The organism is Peteryoungia aggregata LMG 23059 (assembly GCF_030814435.1).
Classification (GTDB): Bacteria; Pseudomonadota; Alphaproteobacteria; order Rhizobiales; family Rhizobiaceae; genus Allorhizobium; species Allorhizobium aggregatum.
The window spans coordinates 19,813-46,081 of the sequence record NZ_JAUSUW010000007.1 but is presented as its reverse complement, the minus strand read 5'-3'; the positions used below and the strand labels follow the sequence as shown (position 1 = coordinate 46,081).

Here is a 26,269-nt window from a genome sequence, read left to right as displayed (position 1 = left end):
AAGAATGGCCAAGAACGACGAACTGGTTTTCCTGCCGCTGGGCGGCGTGGGTGAAATCGGCATGAACCTCGCATTGTACGGCTATGGCCCGCCGTCCAATCGCCAATGGATCATGGTCGACTGCGGCGTTACTTTCGCCGGTCCGGACCTGCCGGGCGTCGATCTCGTCCTGCCCGATATCCGCTTCATCAAGAAGCAGAAGAAGAACCTCAAGGGCATCATCATCACCCATGCCCATGAAGACCACTATGGCGCCCTGAACGATCTCTGGCCAGGCCTGAACGTCCCCGTCTACGCCTCGGGTTTTACCGCCGGCATGCTGGAAGCCAAGCGCGACTATGAAGGCTCGCGCGCCGAGATCCCGATCACGCCCTTCAAGCAGGGCGACCGCATCAATGTCGGTCCCTTCGAGATCGAGGCGATCGGCGTCAACCACTCGATCCCCGAGCCGATGTCCCTCGTCATCCGTACGCCGCTCGGCAATGTCGTGCACACGGGCGACTGGAAGATCGACCATAACCCCTCGCTTGGACCGCTGACCGACGAAGGCCGCTTCCGCGCGGTCGGCGACGAGGGCGTGCTCGCACTGCTGTGCGATTCCACCAATGCCATGCGTGATGGTGTCTCTCCCTCCGAGGAAGAGGTCTCCGCCGGCTTGCAGAAGATCATCGAGGCAGCCGAAGGCCGCGTCGCCATCACCACCTTCTCCTCGAATGTCGGTCGTATCCGCTCGATCGCGCTCGCAGCAGAAGCCGCAGGCCGTGAAGTCCTGCTGCTCGGCAGCTCGCTGAAGCGCGTCACGAATGTCGCCCAGGATATCGGCATCATGGAGGGCATTCGCCCCTTCATCGCCGAGGACGAATACGGTTTCATCCCGCGCGACAAGATCGTCGTCATCCTGACCGGTAGCCAGGGCGAGCCGCGTGCGGCGCTGGCCAAGCTTTCGCGTGACGAGATGCGCAACGTGGCGCTGACTTCAGGCGACACCGTGGTCTTCTCCTCGCGCGCCATTCCCGGCAACGAGAAGGCGATCCTCGAGATCAAGAATGGCCTGATCGAGCAGGGCGTTCACATCATCACGGACAGTGAAGCCCTTGTTCACGTGTCGGGTCACCCGCGCCGCAACGAACTCCTGAAGATGTACGAGTGGGTGCGCCCGCAGATGCTGGTTCCCGTCCATGGGGAAGCCGCCCATCTGGTCGCCCAGAAGGATCTCGCACTGCAGGCCGGCATCCCGACCGTTCCCCATGTCCGCAACGGCGACATGCTGCGCATTGCGCCGGGGCCCGCGGAAGTCATCGACCAGGCGCCCTTTGGCCGCGTCTATAAGGATGGCAAGCTCGTTGGCGATCTTGAGGAAATGGGTATCGCCGATCGCAAGAAGCTCTCCTATGTCGGCCACGTTGCCGTCAGCGTTCTTCTCGATAGCCGCTTCGACTTCCTCGGTGATCCCGACGTCGTACCCTACGGCCTTCCAGAAGTGGATCACGAGGGCGAGTTGATGGAGGACACGCTTTACGATGCCGTCCTCGGCGCCGTCGAAAGCATTCCGCGGAGCCGCCGCAAGGATCTGGACACTGTTCGCGAAGCCATTCGCCGTGCGGTTCGCTCCACGGCCAACGAGGTCTGGGGCAAGAAGCCGATCGTCACAGTCTTCCTGACCAAAGTCTGAGGGACGAGGCGGGCAGGGATGACCTAATCTTTGCCCGCAATGCCAGGAGGAAACCATGCTCGGCCGCGTCAACCACATCGCAATCGCTGTCCCGGACCTGAACGTCGCGACGGCAAGCTATCGTGATACGCTCGGCGCCAAAGTTTCGCAGGCGCAGGCCTTGCCGGAGCATGGTGTGACGGTCGTTTTCGTCGAATTGGAAAACACCAAGGTCGAGCTGCTGGAGCCGCTTGGCGAAACCTCCCCGATTGCGGCGTTTCTGGAAAAGAACCCATCCGGCGGCATGCATCACATCTGCTACGAGGTGGCCGACATCCTGGCCGCCCGCGACCAGTTGTCTGCCACCGGTGCCCGTGTGCTCGGCACCGGTGAACCGAAGATCGGTGCCCATGGCAAGCCGGTCCTGTTTCTCCATCCCAAAGACTTCTTCGGCACCCTGATTGAGCTCGAACAGGTTTGAGCCGCGCGTCGATCACCCGTCAATGAACTCTTGTTGATCACAGGGGCATGTCGCCTGCGACGCTTTTGCCTTTGTGCGAGGCGGTTCGGGACATTATACGGTGACTCGTCGCACGGCCGCTGCAATGCATGGCGGCCAAGGTCTGGAGCAAGTAATCATGGCGATCCTGTCGGGACTGGCAGTCTATTTCGTGATCTGGTGGCTGACGCTTTTCGCGGTTCTGCCGATCGGCCTTCGTACCCAGGACGAGGATCAGAATGTGGTTCCCGGAACCGTGGCGAGCGCGCCGACCCGTTTCCGTGCCGCGCGCATCTTCCTGCTCACCACGCTTGTCTCGGCGCTGATCTATGGTGCCTGGTATGTCGCTGGGAACTATTTCGGTATCGGCTTCAAGGATCTTCCGGTCATCATGCCTGGTATTGAGCGGTGAGGGGGCCATCCACCGCTCCGGATTGATCCGGCTGGCTACAAGGCAAAAAAAAACAAGGTCAAAAGACCTTGTTCGAAGCTTCGCGTGATCCTTCACCAATTAAGGGGCTGCGACAAGCGCGCCTAGATCTGATCCTCCCAAGACTTGACCGCGAGTGTGGCAAAGATTTGAACTCCCTGCCTCTTTTATGGGCTGAACCTAGCCCAAACAATGACCCTTGTCACCCCTGAATCTTGCAGAATTGTTACACTCATCCAAAAAAAATTAGCGTCACGAGTTTGTCGCATGAGGGTCACGCAATGACCTGTTTCACCGTGCTTTTGTCCCGGCCTGCACCCTTCTGCGACACAGGTGGACGCGGAACGCGGCCTGGCTGTGGGCGAGCGCATCGAACGGCGCTTGCGGGTTTTCTTCTTATCGTCAACCAGCTATGAACGCTGCCTGACACCCCGTATCAATCGCTGATTCCGCCTGGACGGGCGGCATCGTCAACTGTCTGGAATTCGTTATGCGTCTGTCGCGCTACTTCATGCCCATCCTGAAGGAAAATCCCAAGGAAGCGGAAATCGTTTCCCATCGCCTGATGTTGCGGACGGGCATGATCCGCCAGCAGAGCCAGGGCATCTATTCCTGGCTGCCGCTCGGCAAGCGCGTGCTCGACAAGGTGAACGCCATCATCCGCGAAGAGCAGAACCGCGCCGGCGCCATCGAGCTCTCCATGCCGACCCTGCAATCGGCCGAGCTCTGGCAGGAAAGCGGTCGCTACGAGGATTACGGCAAGGAAATGCTGCGCATCCGCGACCGGCAGGACCGCCCCATGCTCTACGGCCCGACAAACGAGGAGATGATCACCGACATCTTCCGCTCGTCGGTCAAGTCCTACAAGAGCCTGCCTCTGAACCTCTACCACATCCAGCTGAAGTTCCGCGACGAGATCCGTCCGCGCTTCGGCACCATGCGCTCGCGCGAATTCCTGATGAAGGACGCCTATTCCTTCGACCTGACCCAGGCCGATGCGATCCACTCCTACAACAAGATGTTCGTCGCCTATCTCCGCACCTTCGATCGCCTTGGCCTGCGCGCCATCCCGATGCGCGCCGACACAGGCCCGATCGGTGGCAACCACAGCCACGAATTCATCATCCTCGCCGACACCGGCGAGTCCGAGGTCTATTGCCACAAGAGCTTCGTCGACTTCGATATTCCGGCTGCTGACACCGATTTTGACAGCGTCGATGGCCTGCAGTCGATCTTCGACAAGTGGACCTCGGTCTATGCCGCCACGTCGGAAATGCATGACGAAGCAGCCTTCGACGTAATCGGCGAGAATGATCGCCTCTCGGCGCGCGGTATCGAGGTCGGTCACATCTTCTATTTCGGCACCAAATACTCCGAGCCGATGGGCGCCAAGGTTCAAGGTCCCGACGGCAAGGAACACCTTGTCCACATGGGCTCCTACGGGATCGGCCCGACACGCCTTGTTCCCGCCATCATCGAAGCCTCGCATGACGAAAACGGAATCATGTGGCCGGCTTCGGTCGCGCCCTTCGATGCTGTTGTCATCAACATGAAGCCCGGCGACGAAGGCTGCGACACGACCTGCGACCGCCTCTACACCGCCCTACAGAACGCCGGCAAGGATGTGCTCTACGACGACACCGACGATCGCGCTGGCACGAAGTTCGCGACCGCCGACCTGATCGGTGTTCCCGTTCAGGTGATCGCCGGCCCCCGGGCCGTCGCCGCTGGTGAAGTCGAGCTGAAGGATCGCAAGACCGGTGCTCGCGAGACCCTCACCATCGAGGCCGCGATAAACAAGCTGACGGCCTGAGGCTCTCTGCTTCAAGCCGAACCGAGACTGGGTGAGCGACGCCGCGATCCCGAGGCAAGGAGAGACCATGGCGACGACGGCCGCTGGCAACGAGACGGTGGAAACGGGCAAGGCCGGTTCGGCGCGCGCCTTTTCCGGCTTTGAGCGCATGGTGGCCTGGCGCTATCTGCGCGCCCGCCGCAAGGAAGCCTTCATTTCCGTGATCGCCGGCTTCTCCTTCATCGGCATCATGCTCGGTGTGGCGACGCTGATCATCGTCATGGCGGTGATGAACGGTTTCCGCACCGAACTCGTGTCGCGCATTCTCGGCATCAATGGACACATGATCGTCCAGGCGGTCGACCAGCCGCTGAGCGACTATGCCGGTCTCGCCGAGCGCTTCGCCGCCGTCCCTGGCGTCACCATGGCGCTTCCGCTGGTCGAGGGGCAGACGCTTGCGTCCGGTCGCGAAGGGGCTGGCACCGGCGCTCTCGTCCGCGGCATCCGTCCTGATGATCTGACCAAGCTGTCGGTGGTCTCGTCCAACATCCGTTCGGGCGACATGGTCGGCTTCGCGACGGGGCAGGGTGTTCTGATCGGATCGCGGATGGCAGCCCAGCTCGGTCTGGCCGCGGGGGACACCATCACGCTCGTCTCGCCGGAAGGCGACGTCACGCCGCTCGGCGTCAATCCGCGCGTCAAATCATATCCGGTCTCGGCCATCTTCGAGATCGGCATGTCCGAATATGATGCGTCGATCATCTATATGCCGCTTGAGGAAGCGCAGCTCTATTTCAACGTCGAAGGCATCGTTCAGTCGATCGAGCTATTCATCTCTGATCCTGATGCCGTCGACGAGCTGCGCCCGCTGATCGAGGAAGCCGCCGGTCGCCAGATCTTCCTGACCGACTGGCGCCAGCGCAACCAGACCTTCTTCTCCGCCCTCCAGGTCGAGCGCAATGTCATGTTCATGATCCTGACGCTGATCGTGCTTGTGGCAGCCCTCAACATCATCTCGGGCCTGATCATGCTGGTGAAGGACAAGTCGAGCGATATCGCCATCCTGCGCACCATGGGGGCGACCTCAGGCGCGATCATGCGGATATTCTTCATGACCGGGGCAGCCATCGGCACGGCCGGCACGCTTGCCGGCGTCGTGATGGGCGTCGTTGTCTGTCTCAACATCGAGAGCATCCGCCAGTTCTTCTCCTGGGTCTCGGGCACCGTGCTCTTCGATCCCGAACTCTATTTCCTGAGCCAGCTGCCGGCCGACATGAACGCCAGTGAAACCGTGTCCGTGGTCATCATGGCGCTCAGCCTGTCCTTCATGGCCACCATCTTCCCGGCCTGGCGGGCCTCGCGTCTGGATCCCGTCCAGGCCCTGCGTTACGAATGAGGATGCCGAATTCAATGGCAAAAGACGTGGTTCTCTCGCTCGCCGGCATCGATCGTCATTACGGTCAGGGTGAGACAGTGCTGTCGATCCTCAAGGGCGCCGACTTCACGCTTCGCACCGGCGAGACCGTCGCACTGGTCGCCCCCTCCGGCACCGGCAAGTCGACGCTGCTGCATGTCGCCGGCCTGCTTGAGCATCCGGATGGCGGTGAGGTCACACTTGGCGGCGTCGCCTGCCAGGAGCTCGGTGACGAAGAGCGCACCGCGATCCGCCGCAAGTCGGTCGGCTTTGTCTACCAGTTTCACCACCTCCTGCCGGAATTCTCGGCGCTGGAGAACGTCATGATGCCGCAGCTGATTGCTGGCCTCTCCAAGGGCGAAGCCGCGGAACGGGCCAAGCAGCTTCTCGACTACATGCGTGTCGGCCATCGCGCCGAACATCGTCCGGCTGAGCTTTCTGGCGGTGAGCAGCAGCGTGTGGCAATCGCCCGCGCCGTTGCCAATGCCCCGCTCGTCCTGCTCGCCGACGAGCCAACCGGAAATCTTGATCCGGAAACGGCAAGCTACGTCTTCTCGGCGCTTGAGGCGCTGGTGCGACAGTCGGGCCTGTCGGCCATGATCGCGACCCACAATCATGACATCGCCCGTCGGATGGATCGCTGCGTGACACTGGTCGACGGCAAGGTCGTCGAACTCGACGTCTGATCTCAGTCCCCTTTTCTTTTCCCTTTCCTGATGCCGCTGCGCCTCGGTGGATTTTGTTCCACCGAGGCTGCGGTTTTTTTAGGTTGACATTGGAACAAGAGAAGAACAAACTAAAAACATAAAGGGACAAGGAGACAGAAATGACCGAAATTCTTCGTGACGTTGCTGCATTTGCCTCGATGGCGGTATTCGTATCCAGCATGGCTTTGCTGATGATGGCGCTCTGACATTCTGCGGCGGCAAAGCTGGTGACCAAGCTCTTGCCGCCCGACTTCCTTCTGGACTTCACAGCCGCAAAGACCGAAAATCCCGATCGATTCAGGTAATGAGGAATGAAGCGGTATGGGCGAGGACAACGTCGACAGGCAGGCGTCCGGTGGACTGGGTGATGGCCCGGGTTTCGTGCACTTGCGGGTGCATTCCGCCTATTCGCTGCTTGAGGGCGCTCTGCCGCTCAAGAAGATCCTCGGCAAGGCAGTCGCCGACGACCAGCCGGCGATTGCGATCACGGACACCAACAATCTCTTCGTCGCGCTTGAGTTCTCCCAGAAGGCACTCGGCGATGGCATCCAGCCGATCATCGGTTGCCAGCTGTCGATCGACATGGAGGATTCAACCGGCGAGAAGCGCGGCGGCAATGGCCATATGCCGGATCTGCCGGCCGTCGTCGTCCTGGCATCGGATGCCGATGGCTATGAGCGGCTCGTCGATCTCGTCAGCCGTGCCTATCTCGGCGGCGATGCGGGGCAACCGACCCATGTAAAGCTCTCCTGGCTCGAAGAGAGCGGGACCGAAGGCCTGATCGTGCTCACGGGCGCGGGCGGCGGTCCAATTGATCGTATCCTGAAGGATGGCCACAAGGCCCAGGCCGAAAGCCGTCTTCTGTCGCTGAAGCGCCTGTTCGGCGATCGCCTCTATGTCGAGTTGCAGCGCCACGGTGACTACGACCGTACGCATGAGCGCCGCATGGTCCAGCTCGCCTATGAACATGACCTGCCGCTGGTCGCAACCAACGAGGCCTTTTTCCCGTCGCGTGACGACTATGACGCCCATGATGCCCTGATGGCCGTAGCCCACAACGCCATCGTCTCGAACGACGACCGCTTCCGCCTGACACCAGATCACTACCTGAAGAGCCGGGCGGATATGATGAAGCTCTTCGCCGATCTGCCGGAGGCGCTGGAGAATTCGGTCGAGATCGCCCGTCGCTGCTCCTTCGTGCTGGATACCCGCAAGCCCATCCTGCCGCGCTTCACCGGCGGCAGCGACGATCCGGAAGAAGCCGAACGCGAAGAGGCGCTCGAACTGCGTCGTCAGGCGGAGGAGGGGCTCGACCACCGTCTTGCAGCCCTCGGCATGGCGCCCGGCTACGAAGAGAGAGAATATCGCGAACGCCTGGAGTTCGAGCTCTCGGTCATCGAGCGCATGAAATTTCCTGGCTACTTCCTGATCGTTGCGGACTTCATCAAATGGGCGAAGCAGCATGATATTCCGGTCGGCCCTGGCCGTGGTTCGGGTGCCGGCTCGCTGGTCGCTTATGCGCTGACCATCACTGACGTCGACCCGCTGCGTTTCTCGCTCCTCTTCGAACGCTTCCTCAATCCGGAACGCGTCTCTATGCCCGACTTCGATATCGACTTCTGCCAGGAACGTCGCGAAGAGGTCATCCGCTACGTCCAGAAGAAATATGGTCGCGAGCAGGTGGGGCAGATCATCACCTTCGGATCGCTGCAGGCCCGTGCAGCGCTCCGCGACGTCGGCCGCGTGCTCGAAATGTCCTATGGCCAGGTCGACAAGATCTGCAAGCTCGTGCCGAACAACCCGGCCAACCCGACGCCTCTCTCCAAGGCGATCGAGGAGGAACCCAAGCTCCAGGAGGCGGCCGCCGAAGAACCGGTCGTTGCGCGTCTGCTCGAGATCGCCCAGAAGATCGAGGGCCTTTATCGCCACGCCTCGACCCACGCCGCCGGTATCGTCATTGGCGACCGCCCGCTCTCGAAGCTGGTGCCGATGTATCGCGATCCGCGTTCCGACATGCCGGTCACCCAGTTCAACATGAAATGGGTCGAGCAGGCCGGTCTCGTGAAGTTCGACTTCCTCGGCCTGAAGACGCTGACGGTGCTGAAGACGGCCGTCGACTTCGTTGAGGAGCAGCGCGGCATCAAGGTCGATCTGGCGGCCATCCCGCTCGATGACACCTTGACCTACGAGATGCTGTCACGCGGTGAAACCGTCGGCGTCTTCCAGGTGGAAAGTGCCGGCATGCGCAAGGCCCTCATTGGCATGCGCCCCGACTGCATCGAGGACATCATCGCGCTGGTGGCGCTTTATCGCCCGGGCCCGATGGAAAACATCCCGGTCTATAACGCCCGCAAGCACGGCGAAGAAGAAGTCGCCTCGATCCATCCAAAGATCGACTACCTGCTCAAGGAAACCCAGGGCGTTATCGTCTATCAGGAACAGGTCATGCAGATCGCGCAGGTCCTGTCGGGTTATTCGCTCGGCGAGGCCGACCTTCTCCGCCGCGCCATGGGTAAGAAGATCAAGGCGGAGATGGACCAGCAGTCGGCCCGTTTCGTTGACGGCGCGATGAAGAATGGCGTCTCCAAGCCGCAGGCCAACAACATCTTCGAACTGCTGGCCAAGTTTGCGAACTACGGCTTCAACAAGTCACACGCTGCAGCCTACGCCATCGTCTCCTACCAGACGGCCTATATGAAGGCGCATTATCCGGTCGAGTTTCTTGCCGCATCGATGACGCTCGACATGTCGAACACCGAAAAGCTGGTCGACTTCCGCCAGGACGCCGGCCGCCTTGGCATCGAAGTCGTGCCCCCCTCGGTTCAGACCTCCTACCGGCACTTCCAGACCGGGCCGAACCGCATCTACTACGCACTCGCCGCCCTCAAGGGGGTCGGTGAAGGTGCGGTCGATCACATCGTCGAGGTGCGCGGGGAGACGCCCTTCGAGAGCATCGAGGATTTCTGCCTCAGGATCGACCCCAAACAGATCAACCGCCGCGTCTTCGAAAGTCTGATCGCCGCCGGCGCCTTCGATTGCTTCGGTCGCGACCGCGCCGAACTCGTCGGGAGCATCGACCGCATCATGGGTTATGCCCAGCGCGCCCAGGAAAATGCCGTCAGCGGCCAGTCCGACATGTTCGGCTCCGGCGGCGCAAGTGGGCCCGAGCGGATCGCCTTTGCACCCTACACGCCCTGGCTCTCCTCCGAAAAGCTGATGCGCGAATTCCAGGTGCTCGGCTTTTACCTGTCCGCCCATCCGCTCGATGCTTACCGGGATTTGCTCGACAAGCTGCGTGTCCAGAATTTCGCGGATTTCTCGGTCGCGGTGAAGCAGGGCGCATCCGCCGGCCGTCTCGCCGGCACCGTCATCTCCCGCCAGGAGCGCAAGACCCGCACCGGCAACAAGATGGGCATCATCACCTTCTCGGATGCCTCCGGCCAGTACGAAGCCGTACTCTTCTCGGAAGGCCTGAACCAGTACCGTGACCTGCTCGAGCCCGGAAAGTCGCTGGTGCTCACTGTCCAGGCCGAGGAGAGGCCCGAGGGCATCGGCCTGCGGGTCCAGACGGCTCAGTCGCTGGAGGAGCAGTCGATCCGCATGCAGAAGGCGATGCGCGTCTATGTCCGCGATTCCGGCCCCTTGCGCGCCGTTGCAGCGCGTCTGAATGCGAGAGGCGACGGCCTCGTCTCCTTCATTGTCATCAAGGACGAAGGGCAGCGCGAGATCGAGGTCGAACTGACCGAGCGCTTCCGCATCTCACCAGAAATCGCCGCCGCCATGCGCTCGACGCCCGGCGTGCTCGATGTGGAGCTTGTGTAAGGCTCAGACCCGCGGCTTGCTCCGGGTAACCGTGATGAAATCCGTACCATCGCCGGTCTCCGGTCCAAGGCCCGTGTCCTGGATCGTGATCGACGAGCCTTCGCTCAGCATGGTCTCGATGCGGGCGCGCAATTCGTCCGGAATGACGATCCGCGAGAGTGCCGCTTCGGCCGTGAAGATTGCGGGGTCGTCTGCAGGTTCGGTGATGCCTAGCCGCTTTTGGGTGGAGGCGGCCAGGTGGTCGTCCAGCGTCACGCCGCGCCAGTCGGCCTTGCGCTTGAAGCGGTCGACGGCTGTTGCCTCGAGGAAATGCGTGCCGAGCGCCTTTCCCGGCTCCTTGATGTCGATGGCCGCAGAAAAGAGCGGCTGGAACTTTTGCCGGATCATCAACTGACCCATCGGCGGATGGTCTTCGCCGGCCTCGGTATAGAGCGCGGCAAGGAAGGGCTTCGACAGGATCTCGCCATCCTTGGCGACGGCATGTTTTTCCTTGAAGTCCTTGATCGCTGCAATCGTGCGCGTGCCAAGCAAGCCGTCCGGAACGCCGGCGTCGAAACCGAGCTGGTTCAGCAGCCGCTGGACATCCATTGCCACGTCGCGCTGGGTACGGCGGGTGATGAGGATGCGGAGCGGCGGTGGTTCCTCGATCACCAGCTTCGCCTCGGCCCCGCTACGCGGCGGCACGGAATTCATCGCCACTTCCACCGGCTTGAGCGCCGCTTCTACGCGTCCGGGACGCAATTCGACATCCGACAGCAGCCCTCCGTCGTCCACCGGTAGCCTCGGCGTGAAGAGGTTGGCATGGGTCATCGGCCGCGGCGCCAACGGATCATCGGTGATGATCACATGCGCCCCACGCTCGGTCATCTGGAAGAGTGTCTTGGCAAAGCCGTTCGGCAGCCGCACGCATCCATGCGAGGCCGGATGGTTCGGCACCTTCCCCTCGTGCAAAGCGATGCCGGACCAGGTCAACCGCTGCATGAAGGGCATGGGCGCGTTCGAATAGAGATTGGACTCGTGATACTTGCGCTTTTCCAGGATCGAGAAGATGCCCGATGGCGTCGTATGGCCCGGCTTGCCGGTCGAGACCTTCGATGTCGCCACCACCACATCGCCGTCATAGACGGTGAGCGTCTGGTCCGCCTTGGACACATAGATCTGCAGGGGACCGTCTGCGGCAAGCGCCGTGCTGGTCATGAGGGAAAGGCTGAAGGCAAGGACGAAACGCTGGAACATGGTCGACCACTTGAAACGCAAAACTGAACGCTCGAAGTGTATGATGCGATGTTTAAGAAAAGTTTTGTGAAACGGCGGCGCGTGGTGCTGTCACGTCGCTGTGATCAACTGTCCACAGATGTCACATCGAACTTCGAGATCAGAGGCCGGCAGTCGGGCGTGGCCGGAGCTGCGGAGAGGCGACCGCCAGCAGCAGAGCGGCGATCGGCAACGAGAACGCATGGCCGAGATGCTTGAAGCCCAGCGCGCCCACAAGCCCGCCCAGGAAGAACATGCCGACGATCGGCAGAAGGATGGAGAGCTTTCGACCGTCGGCCGCGATCGGTGGGTGGTCGAGAACGCGGGCGAGCGCACGATAAGCGAGCTTGCCAAGCTCGATCCCCATGTCGGTGATCATGCCGGTAAGGTGGGTGGTTCGGATCCGCGCGCCCGATATCTTGGTGATCGTCGCGTTCTGCAAGCCCATCACGAAGCAGAGGAGCACCGCGGTAACCGCAGCGGCGGCAGCAGGGGAAACGACGGCGCCTATCCCCGCAAAGGCAATGAGCAACCCGGATTCGAGCGCCAGCGGATAGGCATATTGCTGTCGCCGCGCATGACGCCGTGCCCAGGTGATCAGGATGGCCGAACAGGCAGCCCCAAGCGTGAAGCTGACCAGCAGCGCAATGCCTGAGCCAACAAGGCCAAAGAGCCCGAGTGCCAGGTTGTCGGCAATCGAGGAGACGATGCCGGTCATATGCGAGGTATAGTGCCCGATGGCCAGGAAGCCGCCGGCATTCATGGCCCCCGCGACAAAGGCGAGGATGGCGCCAAGCATCAGGTCGTTGCGGCCCGTGCGTCGATGGGCCGCCGCAATCCGAAACAGCCGCAGCCGTCCGGTCGGATGGCCCGCACGCCGAGGCTGGTCTTTGTCGATGCCGATGGCTGCATGCGTCACAGGTGGGCCTATCGTTTGGATGGAAAGGTGTAACCCGTCTGCACGGTACCCTTCCCGAACTTGTCGCGCAATTTGTCCATCGCCGCTTCCGCCGCTGCCCGCCGCGTCGCCTGTTCGTCGACGAGATCGGGTGGATCGGCGCGTGCGGGATCCCCGAGGTCACTGACCCCTATCCCGATCAGGCGAAACTTCGTCCCGTCCGTCTCCTTCTCCAGCAGTGCCATGCCCGTCCGGAATATCCGGTCGGCCAGCTGTGTCGGATCATCCAGCCGCCTGTTGCGGGTGCGCTGCTTGAAGTCGGCGGTCTTCAGTTTCAGGACGACAGTCTGCCCGGCAATCTCGTGACGCTTCAGCCGCCAGGCAACCTTTTCGGAAAGGGCGCGCAGATGAACGACGAGATCGTCAAGCCGGTGGATGTCCTCGAAAAAGGTCGTCTCTGCCGACACGCTCTTGGCCGGATCGTTGGGATGCACCGTCCGGTCGTCGATGCCGCGCGCAAGCCGCGCGAGCCGCTGCCCCATCGAGCCGTAGCGGCGCATCAGGTCGGTCTCGTCCATGGTTTGTAGCTGGCCGATGGTGCGGATGCCGTCCGCCTGCAGCGTGGCTGCAAAGGCCTTGCCGACGCCCCAGATCATCGTCACCGGCTTGTCGGCGAGGAAGGAGAGCGCCTCGGCTTCCCCGATCACGGAGAAACCACGCGGTTTCTGCAGGTCGGACGCCACCTTGGCGAGGAACTTGCAGTAGGAAAGCCCCACCGACACGGTGATGCCGACCTCCTGCTCGATACGGCGTGCGAAACGGGCGAGCACCCGGGCGGGTGGATCGTGGTGCAGGAGTTGCGTGCCCTTCAGGTCGAGAAACGCCTCGTCGATGGAGATTGGCTGCACCAACGGCGTCAGTTCCTCCATCATCGCCCGGATCTGTCGCCCCACCCGCACGTATTTCTCCATGTCCGGTTTTATCACCACCGCCTGCGGGCAGGCTTCCAGCGCCTTGAACATCGGCATGGCGGAGCGCACGCCGTGGATGCGCGCAACGTAGCAGGCGGTCGACACCACGCCACGCTTGCCGCCACCGATGATCACGGGCTTATCGATGAGGTCCGGATTGTCCCGTTTCTCGACAGAGGCATAAAAGGCGTCGCAGTCGATATGGGCGATCGACAGATCATGGAGTTCGCCGTGATAGACGAGGCGAGGACTGCCGCAGGATCGGCATCGACGCGCGCCCTCCGCCTGCTCGGTGAGGCAGTCGCGACAGAAGCCGGAATGTGTCAGGTCGGGGCGCGTCATGACAAGAACAAAGGTTGAACATGTCAACCATAGGCCGCGCGCCTGTGCGAGACAAGAGCCTGAACGCAGCCCGCACTCTGCCGGGTTTTTTCAGCTCCCGAAATGATCGTGAAGGAGGGCAGACGCCGCCGGCCAATTCTCGGCCCTGCGAACGGTCTCGCGTGGGTCGGGGGCGAAGCGGAAGATCTCCAGCGGGGGCGGCAGATAGACCAGCAGGCAATCCGGGACATGGTCGCCGACTGAGTGGAGATTGTGGACCATGTCGTCCACGAAGGCGACAGGCAGGGGCCTTGCGGCATGCAGCGCGGCCACCATGGGCCCCTTTGGCTCTTCCGTGGCAAGCATCGGAAAGCTCAGCGTCAATTGGTCGAGAAGCCTGCGTCGCACTTCGGCATGCCGGGGTGGCATCGCGGTCAGAAAGACCAGATCGGCGTGTCGTGCGAGTGCATGGAGGCTGTCCACCGCATCGGCAAATGGCGTCTGCCAGCTCTCCTGGTCGAGAAAGAAGTCGTCGATCAGAGCCTTGACCGCCGGAGCCTCGATGACACTTTGGTCTGCGCCATTGACGATGTTTCCGGTCAGCTTGAACGAGCGCGGCAACAGGTTGTGGCCGCGGCTCTCCAGAAAGGCCTGGAAAGGTGTCGCGAATTGCAACACAACGTCGTCGACGTCGCAGACGATCAGTGGTCGATCGCCCAGGTGGATGTGGTCCAGATCGGCCAACATCAGAAGTCTGCCGAATCGAAACTCGGTCCTGCATAGCGCTGGTGGGCCTCGACCACGGTCTCCGGCTTCGTTTCGGTTGCAGCGCAGAAAGCCATCAGTGTTGGTTCGTGCTGCATCAGGAATTCCAGCATGCCAGCCAGAAAGGCCGGATCGCCGAACGCCTGCCGCAACTGCTGTGGCTGAACGCCGGAGAGGGCAAGGAAGCGCGACAGCATTTCCGGTTCGTTCGCCAGCCAGCCGAGTACGGCGACCGCAGTCGCTTCGGCATCGGCCGGTATATCTCTGTTTTTCATAAAGTCTTTTCCTGTTGCTCTGGCAAATTACCGATTTCGAAACCAAATTGCACTAGCATGCCTCATGACGGAAGAAGCAACTCGCGCCGGGTCGACCATGCCCAGGACACCCTCAGGCGCGGGACAAGGGACCGGGTGAATGCCGAAAAAGGTGATGATTGTCGAAGACAACGAGCTCAACATGAAGCTCTTCCGCGATCTGATCGAGGCGTCCGGCTACGAAACCGTGCAGACCCGCAACGGCATGGAAGCCATGGATCTCGCCAGGCTCCATCGTCCCGATCTGATTCTCATGGACATCCAGCTTCCGGAAGTCTCCGGCCTTGAAGTCACGAAGTGGTTGAAGGATGATCCGGATCTGCATGTGATCCCGGTCATCGCGGTCACGGCCTTCGCGATGAAGGGCGATGAAGAGCGCATTCGGCAGGGCGGTTGCGAGGCCTACGTCTCCAAGCCGATCTCGGTGCCCAAGTTCATCGAGACCATCAAGACCTATCTCGGAGACGCGTGAGGATTAAGTACCATGACTGCGCGCATTCTGGTCGTCGATGATATTCCCGCCAATGTGAAGCTGCTCGAGGCGCGGCTGATGGCGGAGTATTTCGACGTGCTGACGGCGAGCAACGGTCGCGACGCCCTCGACATCTGCGACCGGACACAGGTCGATGTGATCCTCCTCGACATCATGATGCCGGATATGGATGGCTTTGAGGTTTGCGAGCGGCTCAAATCCAATCCTCGAACCGCCGACATCCCAGTGGTCATGGTGACGGCCCTCGACCAGCCGTCTGACCGCGTCAGGGGCCTCAAGGCCGGCGCGGACGACTTCCTGACCAAGCCGGTCAACGATCTGCAGCTGATTTCCCGCGTCAAGAGCCTTGTGCGCCTGAAGACACTGACCGACGAACTGCGCATTCGTCACTATTCGACCCGCCAGGCTGGCATCGACGACATGCTGCGGCTTCAGGACGGTCGGCTGGAGGAGCAGGCGCAGGTCCTGCTCGTCGACAGCCGCGGCGCCTCCCAGGAGAGGATCATCAAGGCGCTGAAGCCGATCGCCGAAGTTTCGGCCATGTCGGATCCGCAGGCGGCGGTGTTCGAAGCCGCCGAGAATGGCTTTGATCTGGTTATCGTCAACTGCAACCTGGATGACTACGATCCGCTTCGCTTGTGCTCGCAGATCCGCTCACTTGAGCGGACCCGGTTCATTCCCATCCTCCTGATCACCGAGCAGGGCGACGAGCAGATGATCATCCGCGCTCTCGACCTCGGCGTGAACGACTATATCGTCCGCCCGCTCGATCCCAATGAATTGGTGGCGCGTGCGCTCACCCAGGTCCGCCGCAAGCGCTACAATGACCGCCTGCGCCACAGCGTGCGCCAGACGATCGAACTTGCGGTCACGGATGGCCTGACAGGTCTCCACAATCGCCGCTACCTGGACACCCATCTGCGGACGCTGTTTGCCCGCGCCAAGGTGCGCGGTCGTCCGTTGACGATCTGCATCACCGACATCGACCGTTTCAAGCAGGTCAACGACGTCTATGGCCACGATGCAGGCGACGAGGTGCTGAAGGAGTTTGCCGGGCGCATCCGTTCCACCGTGCGTGGGGCCGATCTCGCTTGTCGCTTCGGTGGCGAGGAATTCGTCGTGGTAATGCCGGACACCCCGGCCGAGGTCGCCGCCACCGTCGCCGAGCGGCTGCGCGGCATGATCGAAGCCAGACCGTTCCAGCTGCGTTCGGGGGAGACTCCGCTGATGCTGACGGCATCCATGGGCATTGCCACGCTGGTGCCGGGCGTCGATACGCCCGAGCAGCTTCTGAAGCAGGCGGATCGTGCTCTGTACGAAGCCAAGAATTCGGGCCGCAACAGAGTTGTCGCCGCAGCTGCCTGAGCATAGCTGGCTGCGAGCGATATGTTCTCGCCGTTTCTGACCGAAGTCAGCAAAGATGTTCACAGGTTTGTTCAATGCCGTCACGCTGTGCAGCGTTGCAGATCCTGCTGCCTTTTTGGGCAGTTACAAAGCGACTTATCGGCTGGGTGCAGAATAGTCTTTGTGTGTAAGCCGCGCATTCTGGATGCCGCGTTGCGCAATTGTGCTTATCCGGATTTGTATTTAACGGAATATTAGCATCATCTTCGATCGGAACACCTGCTCCAGATACGGGGCGCTCTGTGTGGTCTGGGAATTAAACTTGAAAACAACAGCCATAGACTAGCGGTATCCTCAAGATTCAATGTGTGTAGAACTGACTATTGGGTCCGAACACCAAGTTCATCTCGGTCTAATTTAACCATAATCGGATGTCGAATCGCTGGTCGGTTAATAAACTGTTGATTTCTGTCTCTATTTGAGAGAACTTCACGCCATCGGACAAGACCTCTTCAGGAGGTCGCAGATACCCCATGATGCTCAGGTCCGCCGCATCTCCTGGGTCGTGGGGTCGGTCGGTTGGTATGCAACGACAAAAGCGGTTCCTCGTGCCGTGTTTGCATGCCGACCGGCCCCCTATTGTAAAGACACCGGTTTCCGCGAGGAGGCCGGTGTTTTTCGTTTTGCGGCAGGGAGCGGCTGCACGCCGCAGTGACAATCTGCAAAATGAAAAAGGCGCGTCGCCGGAAGCGACACGCCTTTTTGAAAAGCCTTCGATCAAGTCTTACTTGATCTTGGTTTCCTTGAACTCGACATGCTTCTTAGCAACCGGGTCGTACTTGGTCTTCGTCATCTTGTCCGTCATCGTACGGCTGTTCTTCGTGGTCACGTAGAAGAAACCCGTGTCGGCCGTCGACAGAAGCTTGATCTTGATGGTTGTAGCCTTGGCCATGGTCGTCCTGCCTCTAATAAACGAAGCCGTGGACAACCGAACGAGGTCCACGGCAAATCTGGCGCGAAACTACAAATCGCGCCCGAAAAGTCAAGTGCGTTTCGGGTTAAAAAGCATGCGTCCCAGGGAAAGCACGACATAGAGGGCAAAGAAGCCCGCTATTGCCCAGGCAAAACCGTCATTGCCGGTGAGATCGATGGCGGCACCGATTGCCTGTGGACCGGCCACGGTTCCTACTGCATAGCAGAAGATGAAGGCGGCATTGGCCGCCGCGAGATCCGCGCCGGTGAGTCGCGAGCCAAGATGGCTCAAGCCGACCGTGTAGAGGCCCGACACGCAACCGCCCCAGAACAGCAGCACGACCGCCATGAGTTGCCAGTGGCCAGAGAGCCAGGGTAGGGCAAGGGATCCGGCAAGGCCGACCACCGCCAGTACGGAGAGAAGCTGCCGGCGGTCACGCATGCGGTCTGAGAGGAGCCCGAGCGGGATCTGGAACACCATGTTGCCTATCCCCATCACCGTCAGCAGGAGAGCGGCCTGCGTCTCCGTAAAGCCGCTCCGCGTCGCATAGATCGGGAAGAGCGACAGTCCACCCGCCTCGACCGCCCCGAAGACGAAGACGGCCACCGTGGCTGTGGGCACCAGGAAGATATAGCGGAAGAAATGCATCTCCGACTTCTCGCCCAGCACCGGGCTTTCGTCGCGCGCGATATAGATCGGGATAGCGGCTGCCAGGATCGCCACCGCGCCGACCGCGAAGGGCAGGATACCGTCGCTGCCGAGCACCGAGAACAGCAGGGGGCCGCAGGCAAAGCCGACGGCGAGCATGGTCGCGTAGATGCCCATCACCAGACCGCGTTTGCGGGATGGCGCGGCGGCATTGATCCAGAACTCTGACAGGATGAACAAGGTGGTCGTCGCGCCATGGAACACGATCCGCAGCGGGAACCACATCCAGAACTCGGTGGCATAGTAGAAGCCTATGGCACTGATGGCGGACAGCAGCACCGCCCACAGCATGGTCGGCACCACGCCCAGCTTGTGGGCGAGTTTGGTCGTGACCGGAGCGGCTGCCATGGCGGCGATGCCGGCCATGGCCGAATTCAGACCGATGAGGGTCGACGAGATGCCGCGCTTCTCGAGGATGATGCTCAGCAGTGGCAGTCCCAGTCCGATGGCGATGCCGACCGCGGAAATGGATGCGATGGCGGCAACCAGCGAGGGCCAGTGGATTTCCTCGCGATGGCCATTCAGGCCTCCATTCACCTCAGACATCGGACACCCGGTCGTTCATGTCGCGGTCCTGCATGCGCGGCTTGCGCAACAGATCGAGTGTCGAAATCTGTGAGGGCATCGGCGCTTACTGGCTCCCGGGCGTCGTCGATTGGCGCGGCATGTTCAGACTGGAAATCATACGCCTGTCAAGCGCCCCGCGTCTCTTCTCGCGAATCACGACGGATCCATTTTCGGATTCCTATCGTCAGACCGCCACAGGCACATGACGGAGCGGTGACTAGTCGCGTGCGTCACCGAGCGGTTGCGGTGCATCCTCGCTGCCGTCGAAACCATGCATGCGCAGCGCCCACTGGAGCCCCACGACACCGCCCTTGATCGGTTGCAGGCACAGCAGCGAGGTCACCACGCCGATCGGCGCCCATATGGCAAAATGCACCCAGGCCGGCAGGACGAAAACCAGATCGGTTGCCATGAAGCCGCCGACAAGCACATGTCCGAGGATCAGGATGACGAGATAGGCGGGCAGATCGTCCGCACGATGATGATGGTAGTCCTCGCCGCACGCGGCGCAGTTGTCGACCACCTTGAGATAGCTGCGGAACAGCTTGCCCGAGCCGCAGGCCGGACACTGGTTCAGCATGCCGCGCTTGATCGAGCGACCGAGCGGCCGATCGGCCTTCTCGTCGGCACCAAACTGCATCGTCACATTGGTCTGGTTGGCGGTCATGTCTGCCTCCGGGGCGAAAGTGTCAACGTCGCGAGCGCGGCGGGCGTGTGCCCGGCTGTTTCTGGCCGCGTCGCCCTGCCTTGTGGAACGACCGCGTGCCGGCCGGCATTTTCCGCCCTTCGCTCAGCATCTCGAAGCGCAGCGCGCCGGCAAGCGGTACGGCCTCCACCAATCGGACCTCGACGGTGTCGCCGAGCTGATAGCCGAGCCCGGACTTCTCGCCCGTCAGGGCCTGATGCGCTTCGTCGTAGATATAGTAGTCGCGACCCAGTGTGGAAACCGGGATAAAGCCATCTGCGCCAAATTGCGGCAGGGCGACGAACAGACCGGACTTCGTCACGCCCCGGATCTGCCCCTCGAACTCATCGCCAATACGCCCGGCAAGGTGATGCGCGATCAGCCGGTTGACGGTGTCGCGCTCGGCGGCCATCGCCCGGCGCTCAAAGGTCGAGATCTCGGCGGAAATGTCCTCGAGGCTCGCTTCCTCGTCTGGCGTGATCCCGCCTTCGCCCAGGCCCAGCGAGCCGACCAGCGCCCGATGCACGATGAGGTCGGCATATCGGCGGATCGGCGAGGTGAAATGCGCGTATGTCATCAGGTTGAGGCCGAAATGGCCGATATTGTCGGGACTGTAGACCGCCTGGCTCTGGCTGCGCAGCACCATCTCGTTGACGATGGTCTGGTGCGGTGTGTCCTGCGCCTTGGCCAGAATACCGTTGAACGAGTTGGACCGCATGTTGCCGCCCTTGACCAGCGACATGCCAAGCGTTGCGAGAAACTCCCGCAGCACTTCCTGCTTGGCGAGCGCCGGCGCATCGTGGATGCGGTAGATCAGCGCCTGGCGCTTTTTCTCCAGCGTCTCGGCAGCCGCAACGTTGGCCTGGATCATCATCTCCTCGATCAGCTTGTGCGCATCGAGGCGTTCGGGAACATGCACCCGATCGACTGTGCCGTCTTCCTTGAGGATGATCTTGCGCTCGGGCATGTCTAGCTCGAGCGGCTGGCGCCGGTCACGACCGCGCTTCATCACGGCATAGGCATGCCACAGCGGCTTCAGGATCGACTCCAGCAGCGGGCCGGTCTTCTCGTCGGTCTTGCCGTCGATCGCCGCCTGAGCCTGCTGGTAGGAGAGCTTGGCCGCACTCTTCATCATGATGCGGTGGAAGGTGTGGCTCGCCTTGCGGCCTTCATGCGAGAAGACCATGCGCACGGCAAGCGCCGGCCGGTCGACGCCCTCGCGCAGCGAGCAGAGATCGTTCGAGATCCGTTCGGGAAGCATAGGCACGACCCGGTCCGGGAAGTAGACGGAATTGCCGCGCTTCAGCGCCTCGCGATCCAGCGCCGATTTTGGCCGGATGTAGTAGGAGACGTCGGCGATCGCCACCGTGACGATCACGCCGTCAGGATTGTCGGGCGAGGTGTCGAGTTCGGCATAGACGGCGTCGTCATGGTCCTTGGCATCATGCGGGTCGATGGTGATAAGCGGCAGGTTCCGCCAGTCTTCCCGATGCGACATGGACGCGGGCTTGGCTTCCTCTGCCTCTGAGATCACCGATTGCGGGAAAATATGCGGGATGCCATGCGCGTGGATGGCGATCATCGAGATCGCCTTTTCCGAAGCGACCGATCCGACAACGTTGAGCACCTTGGCCCGCGTCAGGCCGAAACGGCTGGCACGCGCGACTTCCACCTCGACCAGATCACCATCCTTGGCCTCGCCGATATCGGTCGCGTCGATCTGCATTTCCTCGCCGCGCCGGTCGATCGGCATCAGGCGTGCGCCACCGTCAGGCATCATCCGCACCACGCCCATGACTGCGCCGACATGCCGGTCAAGGATCTTGATCACGCGGGCGGTATAGGCGGGGCCGGAGCGATCCTTGTTGGCGAAGATTTTGGCCAGCACCCGGTCGCCCAGGCCGCCAACCGGCGTCTTGCCCTTCGAGCGATCGGAACTCGACTGGCGGATCAACACGGCGGGGGCTGCTCCGGCCTCATCCGGCCATTCGGCAGGGCGACCGATCAACTCGCCATCCTTGTCGCGTGTGGTGATGTCGAGCACGGTGACCGGGGGCAGGGCACCCGGTCGTGTCAGCGACTTGCGGCTCTTCTGCACGAGCCCGTCGTTTTCGAGATCCTTCAGCGCCTGCTTCAGCTCCACCCGCTGCTCGCCCTTGAGGCCAAAGGCCTTGGCGATCTCGCGCTTCGAGGCGCGGTCGGGATTGTCGGTGATGAACTGCATCAAGACTTCGCGCGGCGGTACCTCCCCGTGGATCAGGGCCGTGGGGTTTTCACTCCGGGCCTTGGCCGCGCCTTCCGCACGCCGGCTCTTGCGGTTGCCGGAGCCGGGGGAGCGGGAGGTGTCGCGCGTAAATTTGCTCAAGTCGCACTCTTCTTCGTTGTCTTGGCCTTCGAAGCGGCCTTGGCCGGAGCCTTCTTGGCAGCAGTCGCCTTCGGTTTCGCGGCTGCCTTCTTCGGCTTTGCCGTATCACCGTCTTCCGACTTTGCCTTGGCTGCCTTGGCCGGGGCCTTCTTCGCCTTGGCCTTGCCGCCGCCATCCTTGGCCGCGCGCTCGGCGATCAGCGCAAGCGCTTCCTCGACGGTAATCGCCTGCGGATCCTTACCCTTCGGCAGCGTCGCGTTGACCTTACCCCAATTGACATAGGGGCCGAAACGGCCGTCACGAACGGTCATCGCGCCACCATCGGGATGGTCGCCAAGTTCCTTGAGAGCCACCGCTGCCGTGCGGCCACGGCCACCCGGATTGGCTTTCTTTTCGGCAAGCACGGTGACGGCGCGGTTGAGACCGATCGAGAGAACATCCTCGATGCCTTCGAGATTGGCATAGGTGCCGTCATGCAGGACGAAAGGCCCGTAGCGCCCCAGACCGGCCGAGATCATCTTGCCGGTTTCCGGATGCGCACCGACATCGCGCGGCAGCGACAGCAGCGAAATCGCTTTTTCGAAATCGATGTCAGCGGGCGCCCAGCCCTTCGGCAGCGAGGAGCGTTTCGCTTCCTTGCCGTCGCCGCGCTGGACGTATGGGCCGAAGCGGCCCGACCGCAGCGTGATCTCTTCCTCGGTCACCGGATCCTTGCCCAGTGCCCGCGGCTCGTTGCTGCCATTGGCCTCGGCTTCGGCACCACCTTCGGAGGAGAGCTGCCGCGTGAAGTTACATTCCGGATAGTTCGAGCAGCCGACAAAGGCACCGTATTTGCCGAGCTTGAGCGACAGATTGCCCGTTCCGCAGACCTGGCAGATGCGCGGATCAGACCCGTCTTCGCGCTTCGGGAAGACAAGCGGTGCCAGCGCCTCGTTCAGCGCGTCGAGCACGTTGGTGACGCGCAGTTCCTTGGTGTCTTCGATCTGTGCGAAGAAGTCCTGCCAGAAGGCGCGCAACACGTCCTTCCAGTTCAATTCACCAGCGGAGATCTTGTCGAGCTTCTCTTCCAGATCGGCGGTGAAGTCGTATTCGACATATTTGGTGAAGAAGTTTTCGAGGAAGGCCGTGACAAGCCTGCCCTTCGAATGCGGGATCAGCTTGCGCTTGTCCATGATGACATATTCGCGGTCGCTGAGTGTCTTCAGCGTCGCGGCATAGGTCGAGGGACGACCGATGCCAAGCTCTTCCATCTTCTTGATCAGTGAGGCTTCCGAATAACGCGGCGGCGGCTCGGTGAAATGCTGGCTGGAATTGATCTTGTTCTTGGCCAATGCCTCGCGAGCGTTGATCTCCGGCAGGCGGCCATCCTCGTCATCGCCGTCCTCCGCCGGTTCGCCCTCTTCGCGCTGATCGGTATAGGCGGCAATGAAGCCATCGAAGCGGATAACGGAGCCGACGGCACGCAGGCCTGCCTTGTCACCCTTGTTGTCAGCCAGGATCTCGACCGTCGTACGCTCGATTTCGGCAGACGCCATCTGGCTGGCGATACCGCGCTTCCAGATCAGGTCATAGAGACGCAGCTGGTCGCCATCGAGGAAGCGGCGGACCTTGTCCGGCGAACGGTTGAAGTCCGTCGGACGGATCGCTTCGTGGGCTTCCTGGGCGTTCTTCGCCTTGGTCGAATAGATGCGTGCCTTTTCCGGCACGTAGCGCGGACCGAACTGATCGAGAACAGCCGAACGCGCAGCCTCGATCGCTTCCGGCGCCATCTGCACGCCGTCGGTACGCATATAGGTGATCAGACCGACGGTCTCGCCGCCAATGTCGATACCCTCATAGAGCTTTTGTGCCACCTGCATGGTGCGCGATGCCGAGAAGCCGAGCTTCGAGGATGCTGCCTGCTGTAGGGTGGAGGTGGTGAAGGGCGGGCCCGGATTGCGCTTGACCGGCTTTGCCTCGACGCTGTCGACAGCAAAGGCCGCACCCTCGAGCAGGGCCTTGATGCCGGCTGCCTGATCACCATTGGTGACCGAGTTGCGCTGCATGCGCTTGCCCTGGTGCGAAACGAGCTTCGCCTCGAATTCGTCACCACGCGGCGTCTTCAGGAGCGCGGAGATGTTCCAGTATTCCTCAGCAACAAAGCGTTCGATCTCGGTCTCGCGGTCGCAGACGAGGCGCAGCGCCACCGACTGAACACGACCGGCCGAGCGAGCGCCGGGAAGCTTGCGCCAGAGAACCGGCGAGAGATTGAAGCCGACGAGATAGTCGAGCGCACGGCGCGCCAGATAAGCGTCGACCAGCGGTGTGTCGATATCACGCGGGTTGGCCATGGCATCGAGCACGGCCTTCTTGGTGATCGCGTTGAAGACGACGCGCTTCACCGGCTTGTCGCCGATCACGCGCTTTTTCTTCAGGAGATCGAGCACATGCCAGGAAATGGCTTCCCCTTCGCGATCCGGGTCGGTCGCGAGGAACAGGCCGTCAGAGGACTTCACCGCATCGGCAATGTCCTTCATCCGCTTCTGCGAGGCCGCGTCGACCTCCCATAACATCTCGAAATCCTGGTCCGGAAGAACGGAGCCATCCTTGGCCGGCAGATCGCGCACATGGCCGAACGAGGCGAGCACCTTGTATCCGGGACCCAGATACTTGTTGATCGTCTTGGCCTTGGCCGGGGATTCTACGACTACGACGTTCATTGGACAGATGTACCTTCAACGCATCCGATCCGCGGCACCGCACCACAGTCTTCGGAACACGGTTTTCCGACATGGAGGGCGAAACGCCTGCGGTCAAGAGGCTTGGCCCATTTTCCGAGGCTGCACGTCGATGCAACCAAAAGAAGATATTCGGTAGATTGCAATCTAAGATAAATGATTTATTGTGTTTCCAGTCGAAATGGAGAGCTGCGGTTGTGGTCACTCCATCAGTTGTGAGCGGGAACCATGGCACGTGAGACAGTCGAATTGAGTGATCGCGCTAACCGCACCATGGAGAACGTCGCCTATATTCGGCAGATGCTGGCCGAGTTGCGGGCCGTCGCCGAAGGCGAGGGGGCGGAGATGCTGTGCTATCTGATTGAGATGGCCTATGTCGAGGCCGGTGATGTCCTCGCGGGGCGACGTGCCCTGTCAATCCATCATGCTGAGGGACACAAATCCCCCCGCATGCCGCTCTAACCGTCCGGCGATATCGAGTTCGAGGAGAACGAGGTAGACCGTCGAAGGTGAGAGACCGGTATGTCGGATGATATCGTCGATTTCCACGGGCGTCGGCCCGAGCGCCTGTATGATCGTCAGCCGTTCGTCGTCTTTTGGCGGTGGAGAGAGGGGCCGCCCCTCCGGATGCTCGTAATCGGGTTCGTCCGCTTCCGTTTGCGTGAAGAGATCGACTTCCGAGATCGGCGCCAAAGCCTGCAGCACGTCCTGCGGCTTGGTCGTCACCGTCGCCCCGTCCTTCAGCAGTCCATTCGTGCCCTCGCAGCGCGGGTCCAGCGGTGAGCCGGGTACGGCAAAGACCAGCCGTCCGAACTCGCCTGCCAGCCGAGCGGTGATCAGCGATCCGGAGCGAGCTGCAGCCTCGATGACCACCACGCCGAGTGAAATGCCTGCGATCAGGCGGTTGCGCCGTGGGAAGTCCCGGGCGCGAGGCTCCCAGCCGAACGGCATTTCCGAGATGGCAAGGCCATGTCCGCCGCAGATCTGGTCGAGCAGGTCGAAATTCTCGGGTGGATAGGGCTGGTCGAGGCCGCCGGCCATCGCCGCGATCGTGCCCGTCTCAAGGCTCGCACGATGGGCGGCCGCATCGATGCCGCGTGCCAGTCCCGAGACAATCGCATAGCCGGCCTGCCCGATTTCGCGCGCCATCATCGCGGCGAACTTCGTGCCACTGATCGAGGCATTGCGAGAGCCGACTATGCCGACACAGGGAAGGGTGGCTGTCGACAGGTCGCCCTTGGCAGAGATGAGCGGCGGTGCTGCATCGATCTGCCGCAGGGCCGGCGGATAGTCGGGCTCGCCGATGCCGATGAAGCGTGCGCCGAAGCGATGCGCTGTCTCGATCTCGCGCTCGGCCTCGACAACGGTCGCAATGCGGATGCTGCGGGTGGAGCCACCTCTGCGGGAGAGCTCCGGAAGTGCCTCCAGCGCAGCCTCGGCCGAGCCGAAATGATTTATCAGGTCCCGGAAGGTGGCCGGGCCGACATTGTCGCTGCGGATCAGCCTCAGCCAGGCGATCCTCTGGCGGTCCGTCAGCGCAATCCCTTTACGTCTTGCGCTGCCTGGACCCATGGCTCTC

Annotated in this window: 21 protein-coding genes; 10 read left to right on the top strand and 11 right to left on the bottom strand. The window is 61.7% G+C overall.

The window, feature by feature from the left end; genetic code table 11:
• Window positions 1-4: 4 nt before the first annotated feature.
• The 7 genes from J2045_RS13245 (at window position 5) to dnaE (ending at window position 10,315) form a co-directional block, all read left to right on the top strand.
• On the top strand, window positions 5-1,672 hold the full coding sequence (locus tag J2045_RS13245; protein ID WP_307373450.1) for a ribonuclease J: 1,668 nt from the start codon (window positions 5-7) through the stop codon (window positions 1,670-1,672).
• 55 nt (window positions 1,673-1,727) lie between these two features.
• Complete coding sequence (mce, locus tag J2045_RS13240; protein ID WP_307373448.1) at window positions 1,728-2,132, top strand: methylmalonyl-CoA epimerase; 405 nt, start codon at window positions 1,728-1,730, stop codon at window positions 2,130-2,132.
• A gap of 157 nt (window positions 2,133-2,289) precedes the next feature.
• Entirely contained in the window at window positions 2,290-2,562 is a 273-nt protein-coding gene (locus J2045_RS13235; protein WP_307373445.1) for a DUF1467 family protein, read from the top strand.
• Window positions 2,563-3,070: 508 nt separating this feature from the next.
• Entirely contained in the window at window positions 3,071-4,393 is a 1,323-nt protein-coding gene (proS, locus tag J2045_RS13230; RefSeq protein WP_307373443.1) for a proline--tRNA ligase, read from the top strand.
• 67 nt (window positions 4,394-4,460) lie between these two features.
• Window positions 4,461-5,768, top strand: a complete 1,308-nt coding sequence (locus J2045_RS13225) for a lipoprotein-releasing ABC transporter permease subunit (RefSeq protein WP_307373442.1) — start codon at window positions 4,461-4,463, stop codon at window positions 5,766-5,768.
• 14 nt (window positions 5,769-5,782) lie between these two features.
• Entirely contained in the window at window positions 5,783-6,472 is a 690-nt protein-coding gene (locus J2045_RS13220; protein ID WP_102019688.1) for an ABC transporter ATP-binding protein, read from the top strand.
• Window positions 6,473-6,814: 342 nt separating this feature from the next.
• Complete coding sequence (gene dnaE / locus J2045_RS13215) at window positions 6,815-10,315, top strand: DNA polymerase III subunit alpha (protein WP_307373440.1); 3,501 nt, start codon at window positions 6,815-6,817, stop codon at window positions 10,313-10,315.
• A gap of 3 nt (window positions 10,316-10,318) precedes the next feature.
• Here dnaE and J2045_RS13210 read toward each other — a convergent pair whose 3' ends face one another.
• From J2045_RS13210 to J2045_RS13190, 5 genes are all read right to left on the bottom strand, one after another.
• On the bottom strand, window positions 10,319-11,551 hold the full coding sequence (locus tag J2045_RS13210) for a L,D-transpeptidase family protein (protein WP_307373437.1): 1,233 nt from the start codon (window positions 11,549-11,551) through the stop codon (window positions 10,319-10,321).
• A 139-nt stretch (window positions 11,552-11,690) separates the two neighbouring features.
• The gene (locus J2045_RS13205) at window positions 11,691-12,488 is read right to left on the bottom strand and encodes a YoaK family protein (protein WP_307373435.1); all 798 of its coding nucleotides are present in this window, start codon (window positions 12,486-12,488) and stop codon (window positions 11,691-11,693) included.
• An 8-nt stretch (window positions 12,489-12,496) separates the two neighbouring features.
• Window positions 12,497-13,780 (bottom strand): DNA polymerase IV, encoded by a 1,284-nt coding sequence (locus J2045_RS13200; RefSeq protein ID WP_307373433.1) that lies wholly within the window; start codon window positions 13,778-13,780, stop codon window positions 12,497-12,499.
• Between the two features lie 90 nt (window positions 13,781-13,870).
• On the bottom strand, window positions 13,871-14,506 hold the full coding sequence (locus J2045_RS13195) for a hypothetical protein (protein WP_307373430.1): 636 nt from the start codon (window positions 14,504-14,506) through the stop codon (window positions 13,871-13,873).
• The gene (locus J2045_RS13190; protein WP_307373428.1) at window positions 14,506-14,799 is read right to left on the bottom strand and encodes a DUF3572 domain-containing protein; all 294 of its coding nucleotides are present in this window, start codon (window positions 14,797-14,799) and stop codon (window positions 14,506-14,508) included. The genes J2045_RS13195 and J2045_RS13190 overlap by 1 nt, the downstream gene beginning before the upstream one ends.
• Window positions 14,800-14,938: 139 nt before the next feature.
• Here J2045_RS13190 and J2045_RS13185 point away from each other — a divergent pair, with 139 nt between their 5' ends.
• Together J2045_RS13185 and J2045_RS13180 are read left to right on the top strand one after the other, a co-directional pair.
• Window positions 14,939-15,310, top strand: a complete 372-nt coding sequence (locus J2045_RS13185; RefSeq protein WP_307373426.1) for a response regulator — start codon at window positions 14,939-14,941, stop codon at window positions 15,308-15,310.
• 12 nt (window positions 15,311-15,322) lie between these two features.
• Complete coding sequence (locus J2045_RS13180; RefSeq protein WP_307373423.1) at window positions 15,323-16,696, top strand: PleD family two-component system response regulator; 1,374 nt, start codon at window positions 15,323-15,325, stop codon at window positions 16,694-16,696.
• A gap of 763 nt (window positions 16,697-17,459) precedes the next feature.
• On the opposite strand, the gene rpmG is transcribed toward J2045_RS13180, so the two are convergent.
• The 5 genes from rpmG to topA all read right to left on the bottom strand — a co-directional run bounded on the left by rpmG (window position 17,460) and on the right by topA (window position 24,672).
• Window positions 17,460-17,627, bottom strand: a complete 168-nt coding sequence (gene rpmG, locus J2045_RS13175) for a 50S ribosomal protein L33 (protein ID WP_003547442.1) — start codon at window positions 17,625-17,627, stop codon at window positions 17,460-17,462.
• A gap of 90 nt (window positions 17,628-17,717) precedes the next feature.
• Complete coding sequence (locus tag J2045_RS13170; protein ID WP_166602143.1) at window positions 17,718-18,902, bottom strand: MFS transporter; 1,185 nt, start codon at window positions 18,900-18,902, stop codon at window positions 17,718-17,720.
• 238 nt (window positions 18,903-19,140) lie between these two features.
• Window positions 19,141-19,590 (bottom strand): DUF983 domain-containing protein, encoded by a 450-nt coding sequence (locus J2045_RS13165; protein ID WP_166602144.1) that lies wholly within the window; start codon window positions 19,588-19,590, stop codon window positions 19,141-19,143.
• 22 nt (window positions 19,591-19,612) lie between these two features.
• Window positions 19,613-21,832 carry a ribonuclease R gene (rnr, locus tag J2045_RS13160; RefSeq protein ID WP_370873128.1) on the bottom strand — a complete coding sequence of 740 codons (2,220 nt, stop codon included), beginning with the start codon at window positions 21,830-21,832 and terminating at the stop codon, window positions 19,613-19,615.
• A gap of 137 nt (window positions 21,833-21,969) precedes the next feature.
• Entirely contained in the window at window positions 21,970-24,672 is a 2,703-nt protein-coding gene (gene topA / locus J2045_RS13155; RefSeq protein ID WP_307373417.1) for a type I DNA topoisomerase, read from the bottom strand.
• Window positions 24,673-24,918: 246 nt separating this feature from the next.
• Between topA and J2045_RS13150 the strand changes: the two genes are divergently transcribed.
• The gene (locus tag J2045_RS13150; protein WP_307373414.1) at window positions 24,919-25,152 is read left to right on the top strand and encodes a hypothetical protein; all 234 of its coding nucleotides are present in this window, start codon (window positions 24,919-24,921) and stop codon (window positions 25,150-25,152) included.
• On the opposite strand, the gene dprA is transcribed toward J2045_RS13150, so the two are convergent.
• A complete protein-coding gene (dprA, locus tag J2045_RS13145; protein ID WP_307373410.1) occupies window positions 25,105-26,262 on the bottom strand; it encodes a DNA-processing protein DprA in 1,158 nt (385 codons plus the stop codon). The two genes, J2045_RS13150 and dprA, sit on opposite strands and share 48 nt — an antisense overlap.
• Window positions 26,263-26,269 lie beyond the last annotated feature (7 nt).